Raw genomic sequence first — 16081 nt, 5'->3', positions numbered from 1 at the left:
TTGGCTTAGCGGTTGACCAGCTTGCCCGGCGTGAGCCAGACCAGCCCGGCGCCAAGCACCAGCATGGCCGACAGCACATACATGCTCGACTGCGTGCTATGGGTGAGGTCGGTCAGGTAGCCCACCATGTACGGTGCCACAAAGCCCGCCAGGTTGCCCACCGAATTGACCACGGCAATGCCGGAGGCGGCGGCCAGGCCCGACAGGAAGGCGGTGGGCAGCGACCAGAACAGCGGGGCACAGGTCAGCACGCCGGCGGCGGCCAGGGACAGCGCGGCGATGGCCACCACCGTATTGTGGGTAAACGAGGCGGCAATGGCAAAGCCCACCGCGCCCATCAGCGCCGGCACGATCAGGTGCCAGCGGCGCTCGCGGCGGGCGTCGGCGCTGTGGCCCAGGAAGTTCATCACCACGATGGCGCAGACAAAGGGAATGGCGCTGAGCAGGCCGATATTGAGGTTGCCCTTCACGCCGCTGGTCTTGACCAGGGTGGGCATCCAGAAGGTCAGCGCGTATTGTCCGGTGACGAAGCAGAAGTAGATCAGGCACATCCACCACACGCGGCGATCCGAGAACACCGCGCGCAGCGAGTGGCCGGTGCCCGAGGCATTGGCCTGGCGCGAGTCTTCCTCGATATTGCGCTTGAGCACGCGCTTCTCGTCGGCGTCCAGCCAGGGCGCCTGGTCGATGCCGTTCTTGAGCACGAACACCGTGATCACGCCGATCAGCAGCGCGGGCAAGGCTTCGAGCAGGAACATCCATTGCCAGCCGCGCATGCCGCCGTAGTCATGGAAGGCGTCCATGATGAAGCCCGACAAGGGATTGCCGAACATGCCGGCCACCGGGATGCCCGACATGAACAGCGCGATCATCTTGGCGCGCCGGTTGGCGGGGTACCAGTAGGTCAGGTAGAGGATCACGCCGGGATAGAACCCCGCTTCGGCCAGGCCGAGCAGGAAGCGCATGATGTAGAAGGTGGCCGGCGTTTTCACGAACACGAACAGCGCCGAGATGATGCCCCACGTGATCATGATCCGCGCAATCCAGATGYGCGCGCCCAGTTTGTGCATCAGCAGGTTGCTGGGCACCTCGAACAGGAAGTAGCCGATGAAAAACAGTCCGGCGCCGAGGCCGAACACGGTCTCGGAGAAGGCCAGGTCCTGCGCCATCTGCAACTTGGCGAAGCCCACGTTGACGCGGTCCAGGTAAGCGATCACGTAGCACAGCATCAGGAAGGGCATGATGCGCCAGAACACCTTGCTGTAGGCGCGCTTTTCGATGTCCCGGTCGATGCCCCGGTCGATGTCTTGGCCGGCGCCGGTCAGCGCGGCCTGGGTGGAAGTATTCATGGTTGTCTCCGTTGTTTCGGCTTGATGCCGGCCTGGATCCGGTCCGGATCGGCAAGCCGAGGGCGAACGCTGCCCTTGCCGCGGCCCGAGGGGAAATCGGGGCGTGCGGCCGGGCCGTTCTGTTTTGCTTATGTTTGTGGTTGTGCTCTGCCTACCAGCGCGCCTTGAAGGTATTGCGCAGTTCGGCCAGGGCGTGCTCGTCGAGCGGGTCGGGCTTATCCTTCAACATCAGCCAGAGCCTGGCGGTTTCTTCGAGTTCCTCGAGCGCGAACGCCGCGCGCGAGACGGTGGTCTCCCACATCACCGGGCCAAGGCGCGCGAGCAGCACGCCGCGCACTTCAGGGGCAAGCCGGGCAACGCGCGCCGCCACCGCCGGGTCACCCGGCCGGTGGTAGGGAATCAGCGGGATATGCCCCACCTTCATCACGTAGTAGGGCGTGATTGGCGGCAGCACATCGTCCGGCTGCCAGGCGCCCGCCAGGCTCAGCGCCACCAGGTGGGTGGAGTGCGTGTGCACCACGCCGTGCGCCTGCGGGTTGTTGTCGTAGATGGCGCGGTGCAGGGTGAGCGTCTTGGACGGTTTGTCGCCGGCCACCCAGTTGCCGCCGCTGTCCACCTTGGCAATGGCGGCGGGGTCCAGCATGCCGAGGCAGGCGTCGGTCGGCGTGATCAGCCAGCCGTCGTCCATGCGCGCGCTGATATTGCCGGCGCTGCCGACGGTGTAGCCACGCTGGTAGAGACTGGCGCCGATGCGGCAGATCTCTTCGCGCAGGCTGGCTTCGGTGCTCATGCTTCACCTCCGAGCTGGCGCAGCGCTTCGTCGAAGAAGTCGACGCCGCCGAAATTGCCGGATTTGAGGGCCAGCGCCAGCGGTTGGGCCTCCAGCGTGACAGTGGCGGGCACGCCCGGCGCGATCTGCGTGCCGATGCGCAGCGCTTGCACGCCCAGCGCCTGCACCACCGCGCCGGAGGTTTCGCCGCCGGCCACCACAAAGCGGCGCGTGCCGCGGGCCTTCAGCGCGGCGGCGATGGCGGCCAGCGCCTGCTCTACCAGATGGCCGGCACGTTCCACACCGAGCGCGGCCTGCGCGGCCTTGACCGCTTCAGGCGTGGTGGTTGCGTAGACCAGCACCGGCTCCGCATGCGAGGCAATCAGGCCGAGTGCCTGCTCCACCAGCGGCGCGCCCTTGGCCAGCGCGAGCGGGTCGATGCGCAGGGCCGGGCGCTGTTGCTCCAGCCACCGGGCCACCTGGGCATTGGTTGCCCTGGACGCACTGCCGGCCAGCACCACGGCAGGGCCGGCAACCGGGGCGACGCGATCGGCGTCCGCGCGCGCCGGCAGCAGGCCCGCGCGGCGGAAATTGGCAGGCAGGCCGAGCGCCAGCCCGGAGCCACCGGTGAGCAGCGGCAGTTCGGCGCAGGCTTCGCCAAGCGTATGCAGGTCGGTATCGCTGACGGCGTCGGCGATGGCAAGGCGCACGCCGTCGCCGCGCAACGCTGCAATGGCTTGCCGGACGGCCGCGCTGCCGCGCGCCACCGCGTCGTAGCGCAGCAGGCCAACCTTATCCTGGCTTTGCCGCTGCAGCACGCGCACCAGGTTGGCGTCATGCATCGGCGTGAGCGGGTGGTGCTCCATGCCCGATTCGCTGAGCAGTACATCGCCTACGAACAGGTGGCCACGGAAAATGGTGCGGCCGTTCTCGGGAAACGCCGGGCAGGCAATGGTGAAGTCGCTGCCCAGCGCCGCCAGCAGCGCCTCGGCCACCGGGCCGATATTGCCTGCGGCCGTGGAGTCGAAGGTGGAGCAGTACTTGAAGAAGAACTGGCGGCAGCCCTGTGCCTGCAGCCAGCGCAATGCATCCAGCGACTGCGCGATCGCGTCGTCCGCCGGGATGGTGCGCGACTTCAGCGCTACCACCAGCGCATCGGCATGCTCCACGCCGGGCAGCGCTTTACCGCCGGCTGGTACGCCGATGGTCTGCACCGTGCGCATGCCGTTGCGCACCAGCGTATTGGCCAGGTCGGTGGCGCCGGTGAAATCGTCGGCGATACAGCCGAGCAGGGCGCGCGGGGATTCGTTCTGTGCGGTCATGCTGGCGTCCTCAGTCGGCCTTCTTTCCCGGCAGGTCGATGCCGGGGAACACCTTGATCACGGCGGAATCGTCTTCGYCGCCGTGCCCGGCGCTGGACGCCATCATGAACATCTGGTGCGCCGCGGCCGACAGGGGCAGCGGGAATTTGCTGGCGCGCGCGGTATCGAGCACCAGGCCGAGATCCTTGACAAAGATGTCTACCGCCGACAGCGGCGTGTAGTCGCCCGCCAGGATGTGGGGCACGCGGTTCTCGAACATCCAGGAGTTGCCCGCGCTGTTGGTGATGACCTCATACAGGGCCTCGGCATCCACGCCCTCGCGCAGGCCCAACGCCATCGCTTCGGCCGCCGCGGCGATATGCACGCCGGCCAGCAGCTGGTTGATGATCTTGACCTTGGAGCCCGCGCCATGCGCGTCGCCCAGGCGGTAGACCTTGCCGGCCATCGCGGCCAGCACGTCCTCGGCGAGCGCGTAGGCTTCGGCCGGCCCGGAAGTCATCATGGTCATTTCGCCGCTGGCGGCGCGGGCGGCACCGCCGGAGACCGGCGCGTCCAGCAGCAGAATGCCGCGCTCGCCCAGCCGCTTGCCCAGCGCCTGCGCAAAGCTCGGCGGCACGGTGGCGCTGGCGATCACCAGCGTGCCGGGGCGCAGGCTGCTTGCCGCGCCTCGTTCGCCAAACAGCACGGCCTCGGTTTGCGCGGCATTGACCACCAGCGTCACCACCACATCGCATTGCCCGCCCAGTTCGGCCGGGCTGGCGCAAGGGATGCCGCCGGCGTCGGCAAAGCGCTGCAGCACTTCGGGCCGCAGGTCGCACGCGTGTACCTTGAATCCGGCGCGCAGCAGGCTGTGCGCTACGCCGTTGCCCATCGCGCCGAGGCCGATGACGCCAATTGATTTGCTCATGAAGACTCCTGCCGGGAGGGCGGTGATCAGTGGGACGGGCCGCGCGCGGGCGCTTCGGCAAGGTCGGCTGCGGTGCCGGGCTGTCCACCCAGGGACAGGCGCCGCGCCGCGTTGTACATATGGGTCTGCGCCGCGTTGCGCGCGGCCAGCGCGTCGCCGGCACGGATGGCGGCAACAATGGCCTGGTGTTCCTCGCGCACCTGGCGCGAGAAGTCCGAGCGGCGCGCCTCGTTGGTACGGGTTACGCGGGTTGCGGTTTCCAGGTATTGGCTCAGGAAAGCCAGCGTCTTGAGGAAGAAAGGGTTGCCGGTAGCCTCGGCGATGGTCCGGTGAAAGGCCACGTCGGCGGCCACGCCGTCGCCGCCGGCGGCTTCCTCGGCGTCGATGCGGGCCAGTGCGGCATCGATGGCCACCATGCTGGCGTCCGTGCGGTCGCGCGCCGCCTGTGCCGCTACCTCAGCCTCGATGGCGCGGCGCAGTTCGACGATGTGCAGCACGGATTCGAGCGTGGCCACATCGGTGTAATCGATCCGCAGCGGCCGGATGCCAGCCTGCTCGGTGACGAAGACGCCGCTGCCCTGGCGCGACTCCACCACGCCTTCGTGACGCAGCCGGGCGATGGCTTCGCGGATGACTGTGCGGCTCACGCCGAATTCGTCGGAGAGCACCGCCTCGGTGGGGAGCTTCGCGCCGCGCGCAAAGGCGCCGCCTTCGATCTTCTCCAGCAGTTGTTCAGCAACGGTGTCTGTCAGGGCTCGGGCCGGGACTTTCTGGAACACGGGACGCTCAGGTGATTGGGTAATATGGTCATCATACAAATTTGCGGGAAGGAATGCAGATCGGGAGTTACCCCTACGCGTCAGCCTTGCTGCGGTGCGGCAAACGGTGGCGCGCCGCGGGCGGAGTATCATGGCGGCCCGCCCGTATCCTTATCTTTTCCGCATCCGAGCCATCATGACCATCACCATCCGCCTCGCCCCCTGGTCCGAAGTCCGCGAAATCGCGCGCTCCATCCGCTACGCCGTTTTCGTCGAAGAGCAGGGCGTGCCGGTGGAACTGGAATGGGACGAATGGGATGAGCCGAGCTGGCATGCGCTGGCGCTGGCCGAGGACGGCAGCGCGCTGGCCACGGGCCGCCTGCTGCCGGATGGCCATATCGGCCGCATGGCGGTGCTCAAGGCAGCGCGCGGCAGCGGTGTCGGCGCCATGGTGCTGGACGCATTGATGGCCAAGGCCGCCGAGCTTGGCTATCCCGAACTGGTGCTCAATGCCCAAAGCTACGCGGCGCCGTTCTATGCGCGCGTGGGCTTCGAGCAAGTTGGCGAGGAATTCGAGGAAGCCGGCATCCCTCACGTAGAAATGCGCAAGCGGCTGGGTTAAGCGTCGCCAACTCCGGCCGGCCGGGGGAATAGCGGCCGCGCCAACAGCGCGCAAACGCCGGCCGCCAGCCACACCGAGGGCCAGCCAAGCCCGGCGGCCATGGCCGGGATCGCCAGCGGCACCAGGAAGAAGCCGGAAAAAGCGAAGGTGTTGCCCAGGCCGAGTGCCGTGCCGGCACGGCTCGCACCCGCGATCGTGGCCAGCTCGGTAAAGGCGACGCCATGCCAGGCGGAGGTGCAAATGCCGCCCAGCACGAGGCAGGCCACCAGCATGGGCGTGAGCACGGCGTGCCAGACCGGAGCGGCAGTGCAGAGCCAGGCCAGCCCGCCGACTGCCCCGAAGACCAGCAACGTCAACCTGCTGCAGGCGCGCATGTAAGCGCGCCGGTTGCCGTGGCGGTCGGTCCAGCGGCCGCTCCATACCCGCATCACGGCAGCGCCCGCCTGGACCGCGGCCACGGACAAGCCCGCGGCGGCAATGCCGATCTGGCTGAAATCGTGCAGGAAGACCGTGGCGAAGCTCAGCACGGCCACCTGCGGCACGCACATCAGGCCCATGCCGCTCACCAGCCGCCAGACCAGCGCGTTGTGCAACAATCCGGGCCCGGCTTGCCGTGGCGGCGGCATGCCGCTGGCCGGCAAGGCGGCTCGTTCTCCGGCGGCCGGCGGTTCATGCATCCAGCGCCAGGCAAAGATCACGGTGATCCCGCAGAACGCGGCCAGTGTCCCGTACACCGCTACAAAGCCAGACGTCTGTGCCAGCATCGGCAAGGCCAGCGCCCCGATCCCGCCGCCGGCCGGCACCGCGGTCTGGCGGATGCTCATGGCCAGGCCCCGTTCGCCTTCGCGGAACCACGCCATCACGGCGCGGCCGCTGGAGCCGTTGACGCTGCCGCCCAGCAGGCCTAGCACCAGCAAGCCGAGCGCCAGCAGGGCATGGCCTGGAACGTGCCCCGGCAGTGGCGCAATGAACGCGGCCATCAGCACCAGCCACAGCGTGGTGGCGAGCAGCCCGGTCAACAGCACCCGGCGGTCGCCCCAGCGGTCGGTCAGCAAGCCCCACGGCACTTCACTTGCCGCGATACCGAGCCCCATCATGCCAATGCAGAAACCCAGCGCGGCGTTGTCGAGCCGGTAGCCGGCGCGCATCAGCACCGCCGTGGTGGGAATGCCCGAGAACGCCGCGGCGAAGCTCGCATTGGCAGCCACGCCGATGGCCAGGACTTTCCAGCGATGGCCGGGGCCGTGGCGTGGGGCGAGCGCTGCGCCGGCAGGGCCGGAAACAACGGGGAACGAAAGCGGGGAGCGGGCGCGGGACACGGCATCATCCTTGTAAGCGGCACGGGTGGCCTTGACGCTCCGATTCTGTCAGTCGAGAATGATCCTGAATATCAGATAATTTTTCACTAAATATCCCAAATAACAGGATGATTTGCGATGGCTACGGTGAACTTCGACCTGGATGTGCTGCGCAGCTTCGTGGTGGGCATGGAACTAGGCAGCTATGCCCGTGCCGCCGACCGTCTCGGCCGCTCCACCTCGGCGGTCAGCGCACAGTTGAAGAAGCTGGAGGAGCAGGCCGGCACGGCGATCTTCCGCAAGGCGGGACGCGGCCTGGCGCTGACCGAGGCTGGCGAGACCATGCTGGCCTATGCGCGCAGGCTGCTGGATCTCAACGACGAGGCCGCCTCCGCCGTACATGGCGTAGCGCTGGAGGGCTGGGTGCGGTTTGGCCTGCAGCAGGACTTCGGCGAGGTGCTGCTGCCCGAGGTGCTGGGCCGGTTCGCCCGCGCGCATCCCAAGGTCCGGATCGAGGCGCGCGTGGCCCGCAATGCCGAGTTGCTGGATAGCGTCGCGGGCGGACGCCTGGACCTGGCGCTGGCCTGGGACGATGGGGTGCGGATGCCGCATGTGGAGCAGGTCGCGGTGTTGCCGATGCGCTGGATCGTCCCCGCCGCCGCGCGCGCGCCGTGGCAGGGCAGCGAGCCGCTGCCGCTGGTGGCGTTCGAGGCACCGTGCCGCTTTCGTTCGGCCGGCACCGCCGCGCTTGATCGTGCCGGTATTGCCTGGCGGGTGGCATTCAGCAGCGCAAGCCTGGGTGGCTTGTGGGCCGGAGCGGCGGCCGGTCTGGGCCTGACTGTCCGCACCGGCATGGGCTTGCCGCCGTCGGTCAGGGCCTGGGAGCGGGGGGAAGGCGGACTGCCCGAACTGCCCTCGCTGGCGCTGGCGTTGTACCGCAAGGACGCCGAGCTGGAGGCGCCCGCCGCCCGGCTGGCGGCGATCGTGAGCGAAGCGGTTCGTTCCGCGCTGCCGGCCAGGCTGGCGGCAGCGGCCTGAAGCCCGGCAGGACTTGCATCCCGCCGTATGCGCGGTACCATCGCGGTCTTTGTTTTTGCCGTTATCCGGTTGTCTTTATCCCGCTTATGTCCGAAATCCGTTCCCGCCTGCTGCAGTCTCTTGCCGATGCCACGCCTGCCCTCGATCTGGCCGCTGCGCCCGCCGGAGATCCGCCTGCCGGCGAAGATTTGCTGTCGGCCTGGCTAAAACCCTGGCTGGCGGAACATTGCCTGGTGCAAGTCGACTGGCGGGAGTTCAGCACGCTGGGCGCGCAAGCCGTGGCGCGGCTTGCAACGCTGCGCGCGRCAGGGGTGTCGGCCATCGATGTCGATGATCTCTACGACGAGGACGGGATTCCGCTGGGCGGCGACGACAACGATTTCGATATGGAGCCGGCGGCCCTCTACCTGGCGCACGTCAATCGTGAGCTTGCGCCGCACGGCATGCAGTTGCTGGAGATCGGGCATTTCGAGGACGCCTGGCTGCTCGCCGTGCGCAACGACCCCGGCGCCATCCGCGCGTTGAATGCGGCGCTGCGTCCGCTAGGGCTGGTGGCCCGTCAATACTGAGTGTTGCGCTGAGTCGCCTTGACGGGGTGCCCTAACGGGGCGCCTGCACCGAGTCGGCGTCGCGGGCAACCCGCAGGTGGCCGCGATATGACACCTCGCCGGTACGGCCGTTGGTATCGAAGCTGCGCTCGCTGAGTTCGAAGCGGCCATCGTGGCGCACGCGCAGTACCGTGCTGGCGCGGGTCCCATAGCTAGGCGAGCGGATGAAGGCCGAAGACAGCAGCTTCTCCCACTCAGGCGTCACGCCGGTGCTGGGCAGCTCGAAATCCAGTGCCTGGCGATCATTGGCCAGCAGATCGAAATAGGGTTCCGCGCTGGCCCCCGGCTGGCCGGTGTCGGCTGCCACCGCTTCGGCGAGCGCGCCGACGCGGCTGCGCACCTTGGGCCAGGGCGTATCCAGCAAGGCATTGGACAGGCCATAGAGCCCGGGCCTGAGGCGCTGCGGATGCGGCGCCGCGCCGCGGTTGCTGTACCACCAGAGTTCGCGCAGGTCGCACGCCAGGAGGTTGAAGCCGTTATAGACGCCGGCGCGAGGTTGCAGTCCGGCCAGGTAGGACTGGGGGTCGCCGTCGCCACGCAGGAAGCCGGCCACCAGTTCGCCGCGCGACCGGGCATCGGTGCGTTTCTCGGACGGTGCGCGGTAGTTGGTCAGGGCGGCAAAGCGGCCGTCGCCGGCCAGGCCCATCCAGGTGCCCGGCTCGCCGATCACTTCCGCCAGGTCGCGGCCGGCCAGCACATTGGGCGCATCTTCCCACCAATGCACGGGCGCGGCCGGGCGTGCGTAGAATTCGTCGCGGTTGCCGGCCACCACCAGGGCATAGTCCGGGTGCGATTGCCAGGCCACCAGAATCAGGCACATAGCGCTTCCTTTCCTGCGTTCACTGCGATTGCCGCATCGACTGCAATCACTACGACTACGGTTTCATCTTTCGCGGCACCACCGGGCGGTGATCCTGCCGCTGCCGCCATCAGAGCTGGTCCAGGTCGACAAAGCGCTCGACCTGCCTTTCGCCGCTGATGAAATCCTGCAGCCCGCTCTGCCGCCAAAGTCCATCAAGGAGCAGATCGAAGGCAGGCGGCACGTCGGCATAGGCCTCCATCCAGGTCTGCATGCCGTCGCGCGTTTCGGGCCTGCGTAAGAGCGTACCACCAATTCCGCCGGCTTCGGCAACGGTCTCCATCCAGCGATGCCAATGCGGCAGCGCGGCATCGGCCAGGGCTTCCGGCACCCGGAAATAGACGTAAAGGTGGTCGCTCATGACAGTCTCCTGCGCGGGGCTGGCGGTTCAGGCTGCGTCGCCGATGGGTACCGCGTAGGGCAGTTCGCCCACGCGCACCGGGCTGCCGCCGGCGCTACCCAGGTGCAGGGCGCCACCGGCGGCATCGATCTTGAGTTCGGCCAGGCCGTCCCAGCCGCCTTGCGGCGCGGCGGCGGCATTGACCACCATGCCGCAGGGCTGTTCGGGATCCTCGGGGCGGAAGATCTCGGTGGCCGCGGCCGGCACTTCGCCTTCGCCGTGGATCAGCCACATGCGGCGCTTGAGCGTACCCCGGTACTGGCTGCGCGCCACGATTTCCTGGCCCGGATAGCAGCCCTTGCGAAAACTCACGCCGCCGACCAGTTCCAGGTTGATCATCTGCGGCACGAATTGCTCCTGCGTGGCAAGCGCGATGCGCGGCACGCCGGCCTGCACCTCCAGCCAGTCCCACACCGCCGCGTCCGCCGGCAGCAGTTGCGCCGACAGCGCGGCTTGCACCTGCGTTGCCTGTTCGGCCGGAAGCACCACCTGCCAGCGCGGCAGGCCGGCGCCATCGGGGAGCCGGATCACGGTAGCGGCACCTGCTGCCCCCGTCGACCACGGCTCGGCGGGGGCGGGCAGGCCGGCTGCCTGCAGTGCCGCGGCGCCGCCGGCGCCGGCTACGCCCAGCACGGCGCGGTCAGGCGTCAGATCGGACAGGCGCGCCTTGGCGCGCAGCACGAACATCGACAGGCGCTTCTGGATGGCGGGCTGCAGGTCCGCCGACAGTTGCAGCACAATGCCTTCTTCGTCCCGCCACATCAGGAAACTGGCGAGCAGCCGGCCCTTGGGCGAGCAATACCCGGCCACGCGCGCGGTGCCGGTGGCGAGATCGTCGACGGCGTTGGTGAGCTGGGTGTGCAGGAAACTGCCGGCGTCGTCGCCGGCAACCCGGATCAGGCCCAGCTGCGCGGGCCGGCAGACGACTCCGCTCTGGCGCACGGCTTCGAACTGGGTGGCGAGGTCGGGGGTAGGGGAATTCATGGCAGGTATCGCAAGCAAGAGGGCGCTGGGCAGCGCCGGATGGAAGGCGCAAACGCCGACAAAAGGCACAAAGGCTACAAAGCTATAAACGCCGACGAATGACAGTGAATGTGGCAGCAAAAAGCGCGGTAAATCGCACGGTAAATGGCACGGTGTATGGCGCAAACCGGAGCCCGCCGGGCCGGGGCGCCGCTGTCCGGTTGATCTCCGGCATATGGGGCGCGCTCGTGGCGGAGCAAGGCTCCCGGTATTATATGAGGCTGTCGCCATTTCAGCCGGCGCCCTGCGCAATTGATGCAGCGCGCGGCCGGCGTTGCCGGGGCGCATGATGCGCCACCACTACCTGTCCTACATGAAACGTATTTTCCTGCGACTGACCCTGGTCGCCGTGGTTTTCACGATTGCCGCCGCCGGTGCCTTTGCCTGGTGGGCCAATCGTCCGCTCCAGTTGTCGGCCTCGCCGATCGAGGTGGTGATCAAGCCCAATTCCAGCGTGGCCAGCGTCGGCCGCCAGATCGAGCGCGGCGGCGTGCGCATGGATCCGCGCCTGTTTGCCTTGCTGGTGCGGCTTACCGGCCACAGCGCCGACCTCAAGGCCGGCGGCTACGAGTTCGACAGCAGCGCCACGCCGCTGTCGGTGATCGGCAAGATCGCCCGGGGCGAGGTCAACCACTATGTGCTGACCGTGATCGAGGGGTGGGAATTCCGCAAGATGCGCGCCGCCGTGGATGCGCACCCGGCGCTCAAGCACGATAGCCGCGGCTTGTCGGATGCGGAGTTGATGAAGGCGATCGGCGCGCCCGAGCCGGCCCCGGAGGGCATGTTCTTCCCCGATACCTACCTGTTTGCGCGCGACAGCAGCGACCTGGAACTGTACCGCCATGCTTACCGCGCGATGCAGCGCCGCCTGACAGATGCCTGGAACGCCCGGGCGCCCGACCTGCCATACAAGTCGCCCTATGAAGCGTTGATCATGGCTTCCATCGTGGAGAAGGAAACCGGCCAGCCGGCCGAGCGCCCGCTGATCGCCGCCGTATTCGTCAACCGGATGAAGAAGGGCATGATGCTGCAGACCGACCCAACCGTGATCTACGGCCTGGGCGAAGGGTTCGACGGCAATATCCGCAAGCGCGACCTGCAGACCGACACCCCTTACAATACCTATACGCGTAACGGCCTGCCGCCCACCCCGATCGCCTTGCCCGGGTTGGCCTCGCTGGCCGCGGCCACCGCGCCGGCCCCGTCCGATGCGCTGTATTTCGTGGCGCGCGGCGACGGCAGCAGCCATTTCTCCAACTCGCTTCCCGAACACAACCGCGCGGTAGACAAATACCAGCGCGGCAAATAAGTCTCCCCATGCGCGGAAAATTCATCACATTCGAAGGCATCGACGGTGCCGGCAAGAGCACCCACGTGGAGTGGGTGGCGGAGCGCCTGCGCGCCCGCCTGGCCGGCGATGTCGCCGTTGTCACCACCCGCGAACCGGGTGGCACGCCGCTTGGCGAGGACCTGCGGCAACTGTTGCTGCACCGCAAGATGCACCTCGAAACCGAGGCCTTGCTGATGTTCGCCGCTCGCCGCGAACATATTGCCGAAGTCATCGAGCCGGCCCTGGCGCGCGGCGACTGGGTCGTATCCGACCGCTTCACCGACGCCACCTTTGCCTACCAGGGCGGGGGCCGGGGCTTGCCGCGCGCGCGCCTCGAAGTGCTTGAGGCATGGGTCCAGGACGGCTTGCAGCCGGACCTCACGCTGTTGTTCGACGTGCCGCTGGAAACCGCCAGCGCCCGGCTGGCCGGTGCCCGCGAGCCAGACAAGTTCGAGGCCGAGTCGCGCGCCTTCTTCGACCGCACCCGGCAGGAATACCTGCGCCGCGCGGCCGAATCCCCGCAGCGCTTCCGGGTCATCGACGCCACCCGGACCATTGCCGGAATTCAGGTGGAGCTTGAGACAATTCTGGCAACACTTTGAATTGACATCATTATTCGCAGATTGTGATAGTGGTGGACCTTGCAGCGGCTGGCGCACGTCATTGCACTCTCAATTTATGTAGTCACTCGAAGTTTCAACCCTAACTCACTGATTCGCATGCTTTATCCCTGGCAGAAAGAAGACTGGCAACGGCTGAACGCGCTGCGCGAGCGGCTCCCGCATGCCTTGCTGATTCACGGCCAGCAAGGCATCGGCAAGCGCGACCTGGCGCTGCATTTCGCCCAGGGACTGCTGTGCGAAACACCGCGGCCCGATGGCCAGCCCTGCGGCACATGCTCTGCCTGCCACTGGTTCAGCCAGGGCAATCATCCGGATTTCAGCGTGGTGCGCCCGGAAGCCATGGAGGCCGCGGGCGACGCCGAGACCGACGAGAGCGGCAAGAAGAAGACGCCCAGCAAGGTGATCCGCATGGAACAGGTGCGGGCGCTGATCGATACCGTGGGTATCGGCACGCACCGTGCCGGCCTGCGCCTAGTGGTTGTCTATCCGCTCGATGCGTTGCAAAGCGAGGGTGCAAACGCCTTGCTCAAGACGCTGGAGGAGCCGCCGCCGTCGACCGTGTTCCTGCTGGTGACCGACCGCCTGGACCGCGTGCTGCCCACCATCCTGTCGCGTTGCCGCCAGTTCTCCGTGCAGCGGCCCAGCGCCGCCGACGCCATGGCCTGGCTCGGCAGCCAGGGCGTGGGCGATGCCGAGGCCCAGCTGGCGCTGGCCGGCGGCTCGCCGCTGACCGCGCTGCACGCGGCCGAAGCGGAGGAGCAGCCGATGCAGCGCTGGCTGGTGAGCCAGCTTGGCGCGGGCGCCGGCTTCGATGCCCTGGGGGCAGCCGAACAGGTCCAGAAGATGCCGGTGCCGTCGGTGCTTGGCATCTTGCAGCGCTGGACGTACGATCTGCTGTCGGCGCGCCTGGCGGCCGCCCCGGTGCCGCGCTATTTCCCGCGCGAGCAAGCGGTCCTGGCACGCTGCGCGCAGGCCACCGATGCGCACCGGCTGCAGGCCTTCTCGGCGCGGCTGCTGAACCATCGCCGCAGCGAGAATCACCCGCTGGCGGCGCGGCTGGTCATGGAATCCGTGTTTCTGGAGTACCGGCAGTTGTTCCAGTAAGCCGGGGCGCTCGGATAGGTAGTTGAAATAAGTCCAATAAGTCCAATAAGGCCTGAAGGCCATAGAGTGAGCAAGGGGTCAGTCATGAACACAGAAGTGACAGGGGCACGGGGCGCCAGCATTCCCGGCGCCGCAGGTGGAATTGGGGCGCCGACCGTTCCCGGCGCATCCTCCCGGCCGAACGTGCTTTCGCTTTCGATCAAGGACCAGGCAGGGCTCTATGCCGCCTACATGCCGTTCCTGCAGCGCGGCGGGATCTTTGTCCCGAGCAACCGGCCCTTCAGGCTGGGCGAGCAGGTATTCCTGGTGCTGTCGCTGCTCGACCGGCCGCAGAAGTACCAGATCGCGGGCCAGGTGGCATGGATCACGCCCGTCGGCACGCCGCACAAGACACCGGGCATCGGGATTCACTTGCCGGACGACGATATGGGCCGCAACCTGCGCCGCACGGTGGAAGAGATCCTGGGCAAGACGATCGAATCGGCCAAGGCCACCCAGACTTTGTAGTTGACCTTAACTTTGTTGCCCAAGTTATTGTTTTAGAAGAATTTCAAAATGAGTGATTCCGATTTTTCCGTCCGGGTCGCGGAGCAGCGCGACCTCGCTGCCATCGTTGCCATCTACAACAGCACCGTGGCGTCGCGCATGGTCACGGCGGACACCGAGCCGGTCACGGTGGCATCGCGCCAGGCCTGGTTCGATGAACACAAGCCCGGGCGGCGGCCGCTGTGGGTGGCGGAGGACAGAGAAGGGAAGATGGCCGGCTGGCTCAGTTTTTCCGACTTCTATGGGCGCCCGGCTTACGGCGCCACCGCGGAAGTCTCGATCTATCTCGACGCCAGCCGCCGGGGACAGGGCCTGGGACGCTTCCTGCTGCAGCAGGCCATCGCGCATGCGCCGCGGATCGGGGTCAACACCCTGCTGGGCTTCATCTTCGGCCACAACGCGCCCAGCCTGGGCCTGTTCGCCTCGCTCGGCTTCGAGAGCTGGGGTAACCTGCCGCGCGTGGCGGTGCTTGACGGCGTGGAGCGCGACCTGGTCATCCTCGGCCGGCATTTGACGAAGCCCGGGGAGTAACCGGATGGCGGTTGCCTAGGCCTGCATCTCCCCATTTCCATTTGCCTCCAGCGCGGCAAGCAATGCCAGCACGGCCGGCGCCTGCTCGTCCGCGCGCCAGACGCCATGCAGTTCGGAGGCCCGGCCCGGCCTTGCCAGTGGCCGGCAGGCCAGGTTGGGCAACTGCACCAGCGCAACCGACGCGGGCACCAGCGAAACGCCGAAGTTCTGCGATACCAGCGTAGCGATCGTCAGCATATGGCGCACTTCATGGCGGATGCTGGGCGTAAAGCCGGCGCCCATGCAGAGGGCGACGATCTTGTCGTAGTACTCCGGCGCGAAATGGCGCGGGAACAGGACAAAATCTTCCAGGCGCAATTGCCGCAGATCGACTTGCGCCTGCGCCGCCAGCGGATGATCCGACGGCAACACGCAGATAAACCGTTCGGCATAGAGCACGCGGGACGCCAGGCCGACCGGGATGACGCGCGGATGCGCGATGCCGATATCGATCAGGCCGCGCTGCAGCGCCTCGATCTGCTCGAAGCTGTTCAGCTCGTGCACCACCACCTCCACCCCCGGCCGTTCTTGCGCGAACGCATGAATCGCCGCGGCCAGCTTCGTCAGCATGGCCGAGCCGACAAAGGCGACGTGCACCGCGCCGGTTTCCCCCTTGGCGGCCCGGCTCGCCAGGCCCTGCGCATCGCGCGCCAGGGCAAGGATCTTCACCGCTTCCTGGTACATCACCCGCCCGGCGGGCGTTAGCGCAACCTCGCGCGTGCTGCGCCGCAGCAGCGCGAAGCCGAGCGAGTCTTCCAACTGGCGGATGTTGAAGCTCAGCGGCGGCTGGGTGATGGCAAGGCGCTCGGCCGCCCGGCCGAAATGCAGTTCCTCGGCGACGGCAACGAAGTAGCGCAACTGTCGAAGGTCCATGGAAGTCCAGGGTGATTGATTCAATACCGATATAAATAGCGCAAAAAACGATATTGGACGAGAAAACTCGCGAGTTTGAGAA

At 67.3% G+C, this 16081-nt stretch carries 18 protein-coding genes; 8 read left to right on the top strand and 10 right to left on the bottom strand.

What is annotated here, in order from left to right; translation table 11 throughout:
• Positions 1 to 5 precede the first annotated feature (5 nt).
• The 5 genes from AC1DN0_RS22575 to AC1DN0_RS22555 form a co-directional block, all read right to left on the bottom strand.
• Positions 6 to 1349, bottom strand: coding sequence for an MFS transporter (locus AC1DN0_RS22575; RefSeq protein ID WP_477146024.1), 1344 nt, complete (start codon positions 1347 to 1349; stop codon positions 6 to 8).
• Positions 1350 to 1500: 151 nt separating this feature from the next.
• The gene (gene otnC / locus AC1DN0_RS22570; RefSeq protein ID WP_441628609.1) at positions 1501 to 2139 is read right to left on the bottom strand and encodes a 3-oxo-tetronate 4-phosphate decarboxylase; all 639 of its coding nucleotides are present in this window, start codon (positions 2137 to 2139) and stop codon (positions 1501 to 1503) included.
• On the bottom strand, positions 2136 to 3440 hold the full coding sequence (otnK, locus tag AC1DN0_RS22565) for a 3-oxo-tetronate kinase (RefSeq protein WP_441628607.1): 1305 nt from the start codon (positions 3438 to 3440) through the stop codon (positions 2136 to 2138). The genes otnC and otnK overlap by 4 nt, the downstream gene beginning before the upstream one ends.
• Positions 3441 to 3450: 10 nt before the next feature.
• Positions 3451 to 4347, bottom strand: coding sequence for an L-threonate dehydrogenase (gene ltnD / locus AC1DN0_RS22560; RefSeq protein WP_477146023.1), 897 nt, complete (start codon positions 4345 to 4347; stop codon positions 3451 to 3453).
• A gap of 26 nt (positions 4348 to 4373) precedes the next feature.
• On the bottom strand, positions 4374 to 5126 hold the full coding sequence (locus AC1DN0_RS22555; protein WP_441628603.1) for a FadR/GntR family transcriptional regulator: 753 nt from the start codon (positions 5124 to 5126) through the stop codon (positions 4374 to 4376).
• A 175-nt stretch (positions 5127 to 5301) separates the two neighbouring features.
• On the opposite strand from AC1DN0_RS22555, the gene AC1DN0_RS22550 reads away from it, so the two are divergent.
• Complete coding sequence (locus AC1DN0_RS22550) at positions 5302 to 5727, top strand: GNAT family N-acetyltransferase (RefSeq protein WP_441628601.1); 426 nt, start codon at positions 5302 to 5304, stop codon at positions 5725 to 5727.
• Here AC1DN0_RS22550 and AC1DN0_RS22545 read toward each other — a convergent pair.
• Positions 5724 to 6947, bottom strand: a complete 1224-nt coding sequence (locus AC1DN0_RS22545) for an MFS transporter (RefSeq protein WP_441628704.1) — start codon at positions 6945 to 6947, stop codon at positions 5724 to 5726. The genes AC1DN0_RS22550 and AC1DN0_RS22545 overlap by 4 nt on opposite strands.
• A 216-nt stretch (positions 6948 to 7163) precedes the next feature.
• Between AC1DN0_RS22545 and AC1DN0_RS22540 the strand changes: the two genes are divergently transcribed.
• Positions 7164 to 8063 (top strand): LysR substrate-binding domain-containing protein, encoded by a 900-nt coding sequence (locus AC1DN0_RS22540; protein WP_441628599.1) that lies wholly within the window; start codon positions 7164 to 7166, stop codon positions 8061 to 8063.
• 86 nt (positions 8064 to 8149) lie between these two features.
• Entirely contained in the window at positions 8150 to 8632 is a 483-nt protein-coding gene (locus AC1DN0_RS22535) for a hypothetical protein (protein WP_477146022.1), read from the top strand.
• Between the two features lie 31 nt (positions 8633 to 8663).
• On the opposite strand, the gene AC1DN0_RS22530 is transcribed toward AC1DN0_RS22535, so the two are convergent.
• The 3 genes from AC1DN0_RS22530 to ygfZ form a co-directional block, all read right to left on the bottom strand.
• A complete protein-coding gene (locus AC1DN0_RS22530; protein ID WP_441628596.1) occupies positions 8664 to 9491 on the bottom strand; it encodes an NRDE family protein in 828 nt (275 codons plus the stop codon).
• Positions 9492 to 9600: 109 nt separating this feature from the next.
• Positions 9601 to 9891, bottom strand: a complete 291-nt coding sequence (locus tag AC1DN0_RS22525; RefSeq protein ID WP_035867655.1) for a DUF4936 family protein — start codon at positions 9889 to 9891, stop codon at positions 9601 to 9603.
• 27 nt (positions 9892 to 9918) lie between these two features.
• Positions 9919 to 10914 (bottom strand): CAF17-like 4Fe-4S cluster assembly/insertion protein YgfZ, encoded by a 996-nt coding sequence (ygfZ, locus tag AC1DN0_RS22520; RefSeq protein WP_441628589.1) that lies wholly within the window; start codon positions 10912 to 10914, stop codon positions 9919 to 9921.
• Positions 10915 to 11266: 352 nt separating this feature from the next.
• Between ygfZ and mltG the strand changes: the two genes are divergently transcribed.
• The 5 genes from mltG (at position 11267) to AC1DN0_RS22495 (ending at position 15087) form a co-directional block, all read left to right on the top strand.
• Positions 11267 to 12262, top strand: a complete 996-nt coding sequence (gene mltG / locus AC1DN0_RS22515; protein ID WP_441628702.1) for an endolytic transglycosylase MltG — start codon at positions 11267 to 11269, stop codon at positions 12260 to 12262.
• Positions 12263 to 12270: 8 nt separating this feature from the next.
• The gene (gene tmk / locus AC1DN0_RS22510) at positions 12271 to 12885 is read left to right on the top strand and encodes a dTMP kinase (protein WP_477101693.1); all 615 of its coding nucleotides are present in this window, start codon (positions 12271 to 12273) and stop codon (positions 12883 to 12885) included.
• A gap of 117 nt (positions 12886 to 13002) precedes the next feature.
• Positions 13003 to 14010, top strand: a complete 1008-nt coding sequence (locus AC1DN0_RS22505) for a DNA polymerase III subunit delta' (RefSeq protein ID WP_441628585.1) — start codon at positions 13003 to 13005, stop codon at positions 14008 to 14010.
• Between the two features lie 84 nt (positions 14011 to 14094).
• Positions 14095 to 14517 carry a PilZ domain-containing protein gene (locus tag AC1DN0_RS22500; protein WP_441628583.1) on the top strand — a complete coding sequence of 141 codons (423 nt, stop codon included), beginning with the start codon at positions 14095 to 14097 and terminating at the stop codon, positions 14515 to 14517.
• 48 nt (positions 14518 to 14565) lie between these two features.
• The gene (locus tag AC1DN0_RS22495; RefSeq protein ID WP_441628581.1) at positions 14566 to 15087 is read left to right on the top strand and encodes a GNAT family N-acetyltransferase; all 522 of its coding nucleotides are present in this window, start codon (positions 14566 to 14568) and stop codon (positions 15085 to 15087) included.
• 15 nt (positions 15088 to 15102) lie between these two features.
• Here the strand turns inward: AC1DN0_RS22495 and AC1DN0_RS22490 are convergent, their stop codons facing one another.
• Complete coding sequence (locus AC1DN0_RS22490) at positions 15103 to 15999, bottom strand: LysR family transcriptional regulator (protein WP_441628579.1); 897 nt, start codon at positions 15997 to 15999, stop codon at positions 15103 to 15105.
• Positions 16000 to 16081: the final 82 nt, after the last annotated feature.

The sequence above is a fragment of the Cupriavidus sp. 05N39 genome, assembly GCF_056397325.1.
This window is presented reverse-complemented; position numbering and strand designations above follow the sequence as displayed.

Coding starts and splice junctions, on each gene's coding strand:
- AC1DN0_RS22525 (WP_035867655.1), bottom strand. CDS start 9,891: ATGAGCGACCACCTTTACGTCTATTTCCGGGTGCCGGAAGCCCTGGCC.
- otnK (WP_441628607.1), bottom strand. CDS start 3,440: ATGACCGCACAGAACGAATCCCCGCGCGCCCTGCTCGGCTGTATCGCC.
- mltG (WP_441628702.1), top strand. CDS start 11,267: ATGAAACGTATTTTCCTGCGACTGACCCTGGTCGCCGTGGTTTTCACG.
- AC1DN0_RS22500 (WP_441628583.1), top strand. CDS start 14,095: ATGAACACAGAAGTGACAGGGGCACGGGGCGCCAGCATTCCCGGCGCC.
- otnC (WP_441628609.1), bottom strand. CDS start 2,139: ATGAGCACCGAAGCCAGCCTGCGCGAAGAGATCTGCCGCATCGGCGCC.
- AC1DN0_RS22550 (WP_441628601.1), top strand. CDS start 5,302: ATGACCATCACCATCCGCCTCGCCCCCTGGTCCGAAGTCCGCGAAATC.
- tmk (WP_477101693.1), top strand. CDS start 12,271: ATGCGCGGAAAATTCATCACATTCGAAGGCATCGACGGTGCCGGCAAG.
- AC1DN0_RS22530 (WP_441628596.1), bottom strand. CDS start 9,491: ATGTGCCTGATTCTGGTGGCCTGGCAATCGCACCCGGACTATGCCCTG.
- AC1DN0_RS22505 (WP_441628585.1), top strand. CDS start 13,003: ATGCTTTATCCCTGGCAGAAAGAAGACTGGCAACGGCTGAACGCGCTG.
- AC1DN0_RS22540 (WP_441628599.1), top strand. CDS start 7,164: ATGGCTACGGTGAACTTCGACCTGGATGTGCTGCGCAGCTTCGTGGTG.
- AC1DN0_RS22490 (WP_441628579.1), bottom strand. CDS start 15,999: ATGGACCTTCGACAGTTGCGCTACTTCGTTGCCGTCGCCGAGGAACTG.
- ygfZ (WP_441628589.1), bottom strand. CDS start 10,914: ATGAATTCCCCTACCCCCGACCTCGCCACCCAGTTCGAAGCCGTGCGC.
- AC1DN0_RS22495 (WP_441628581.1), top strand. CDS start 14,566: ATGAGTGATTCCGATTTTTCCGTCCGGGTCGCGGAGCAGCGCGACCTC.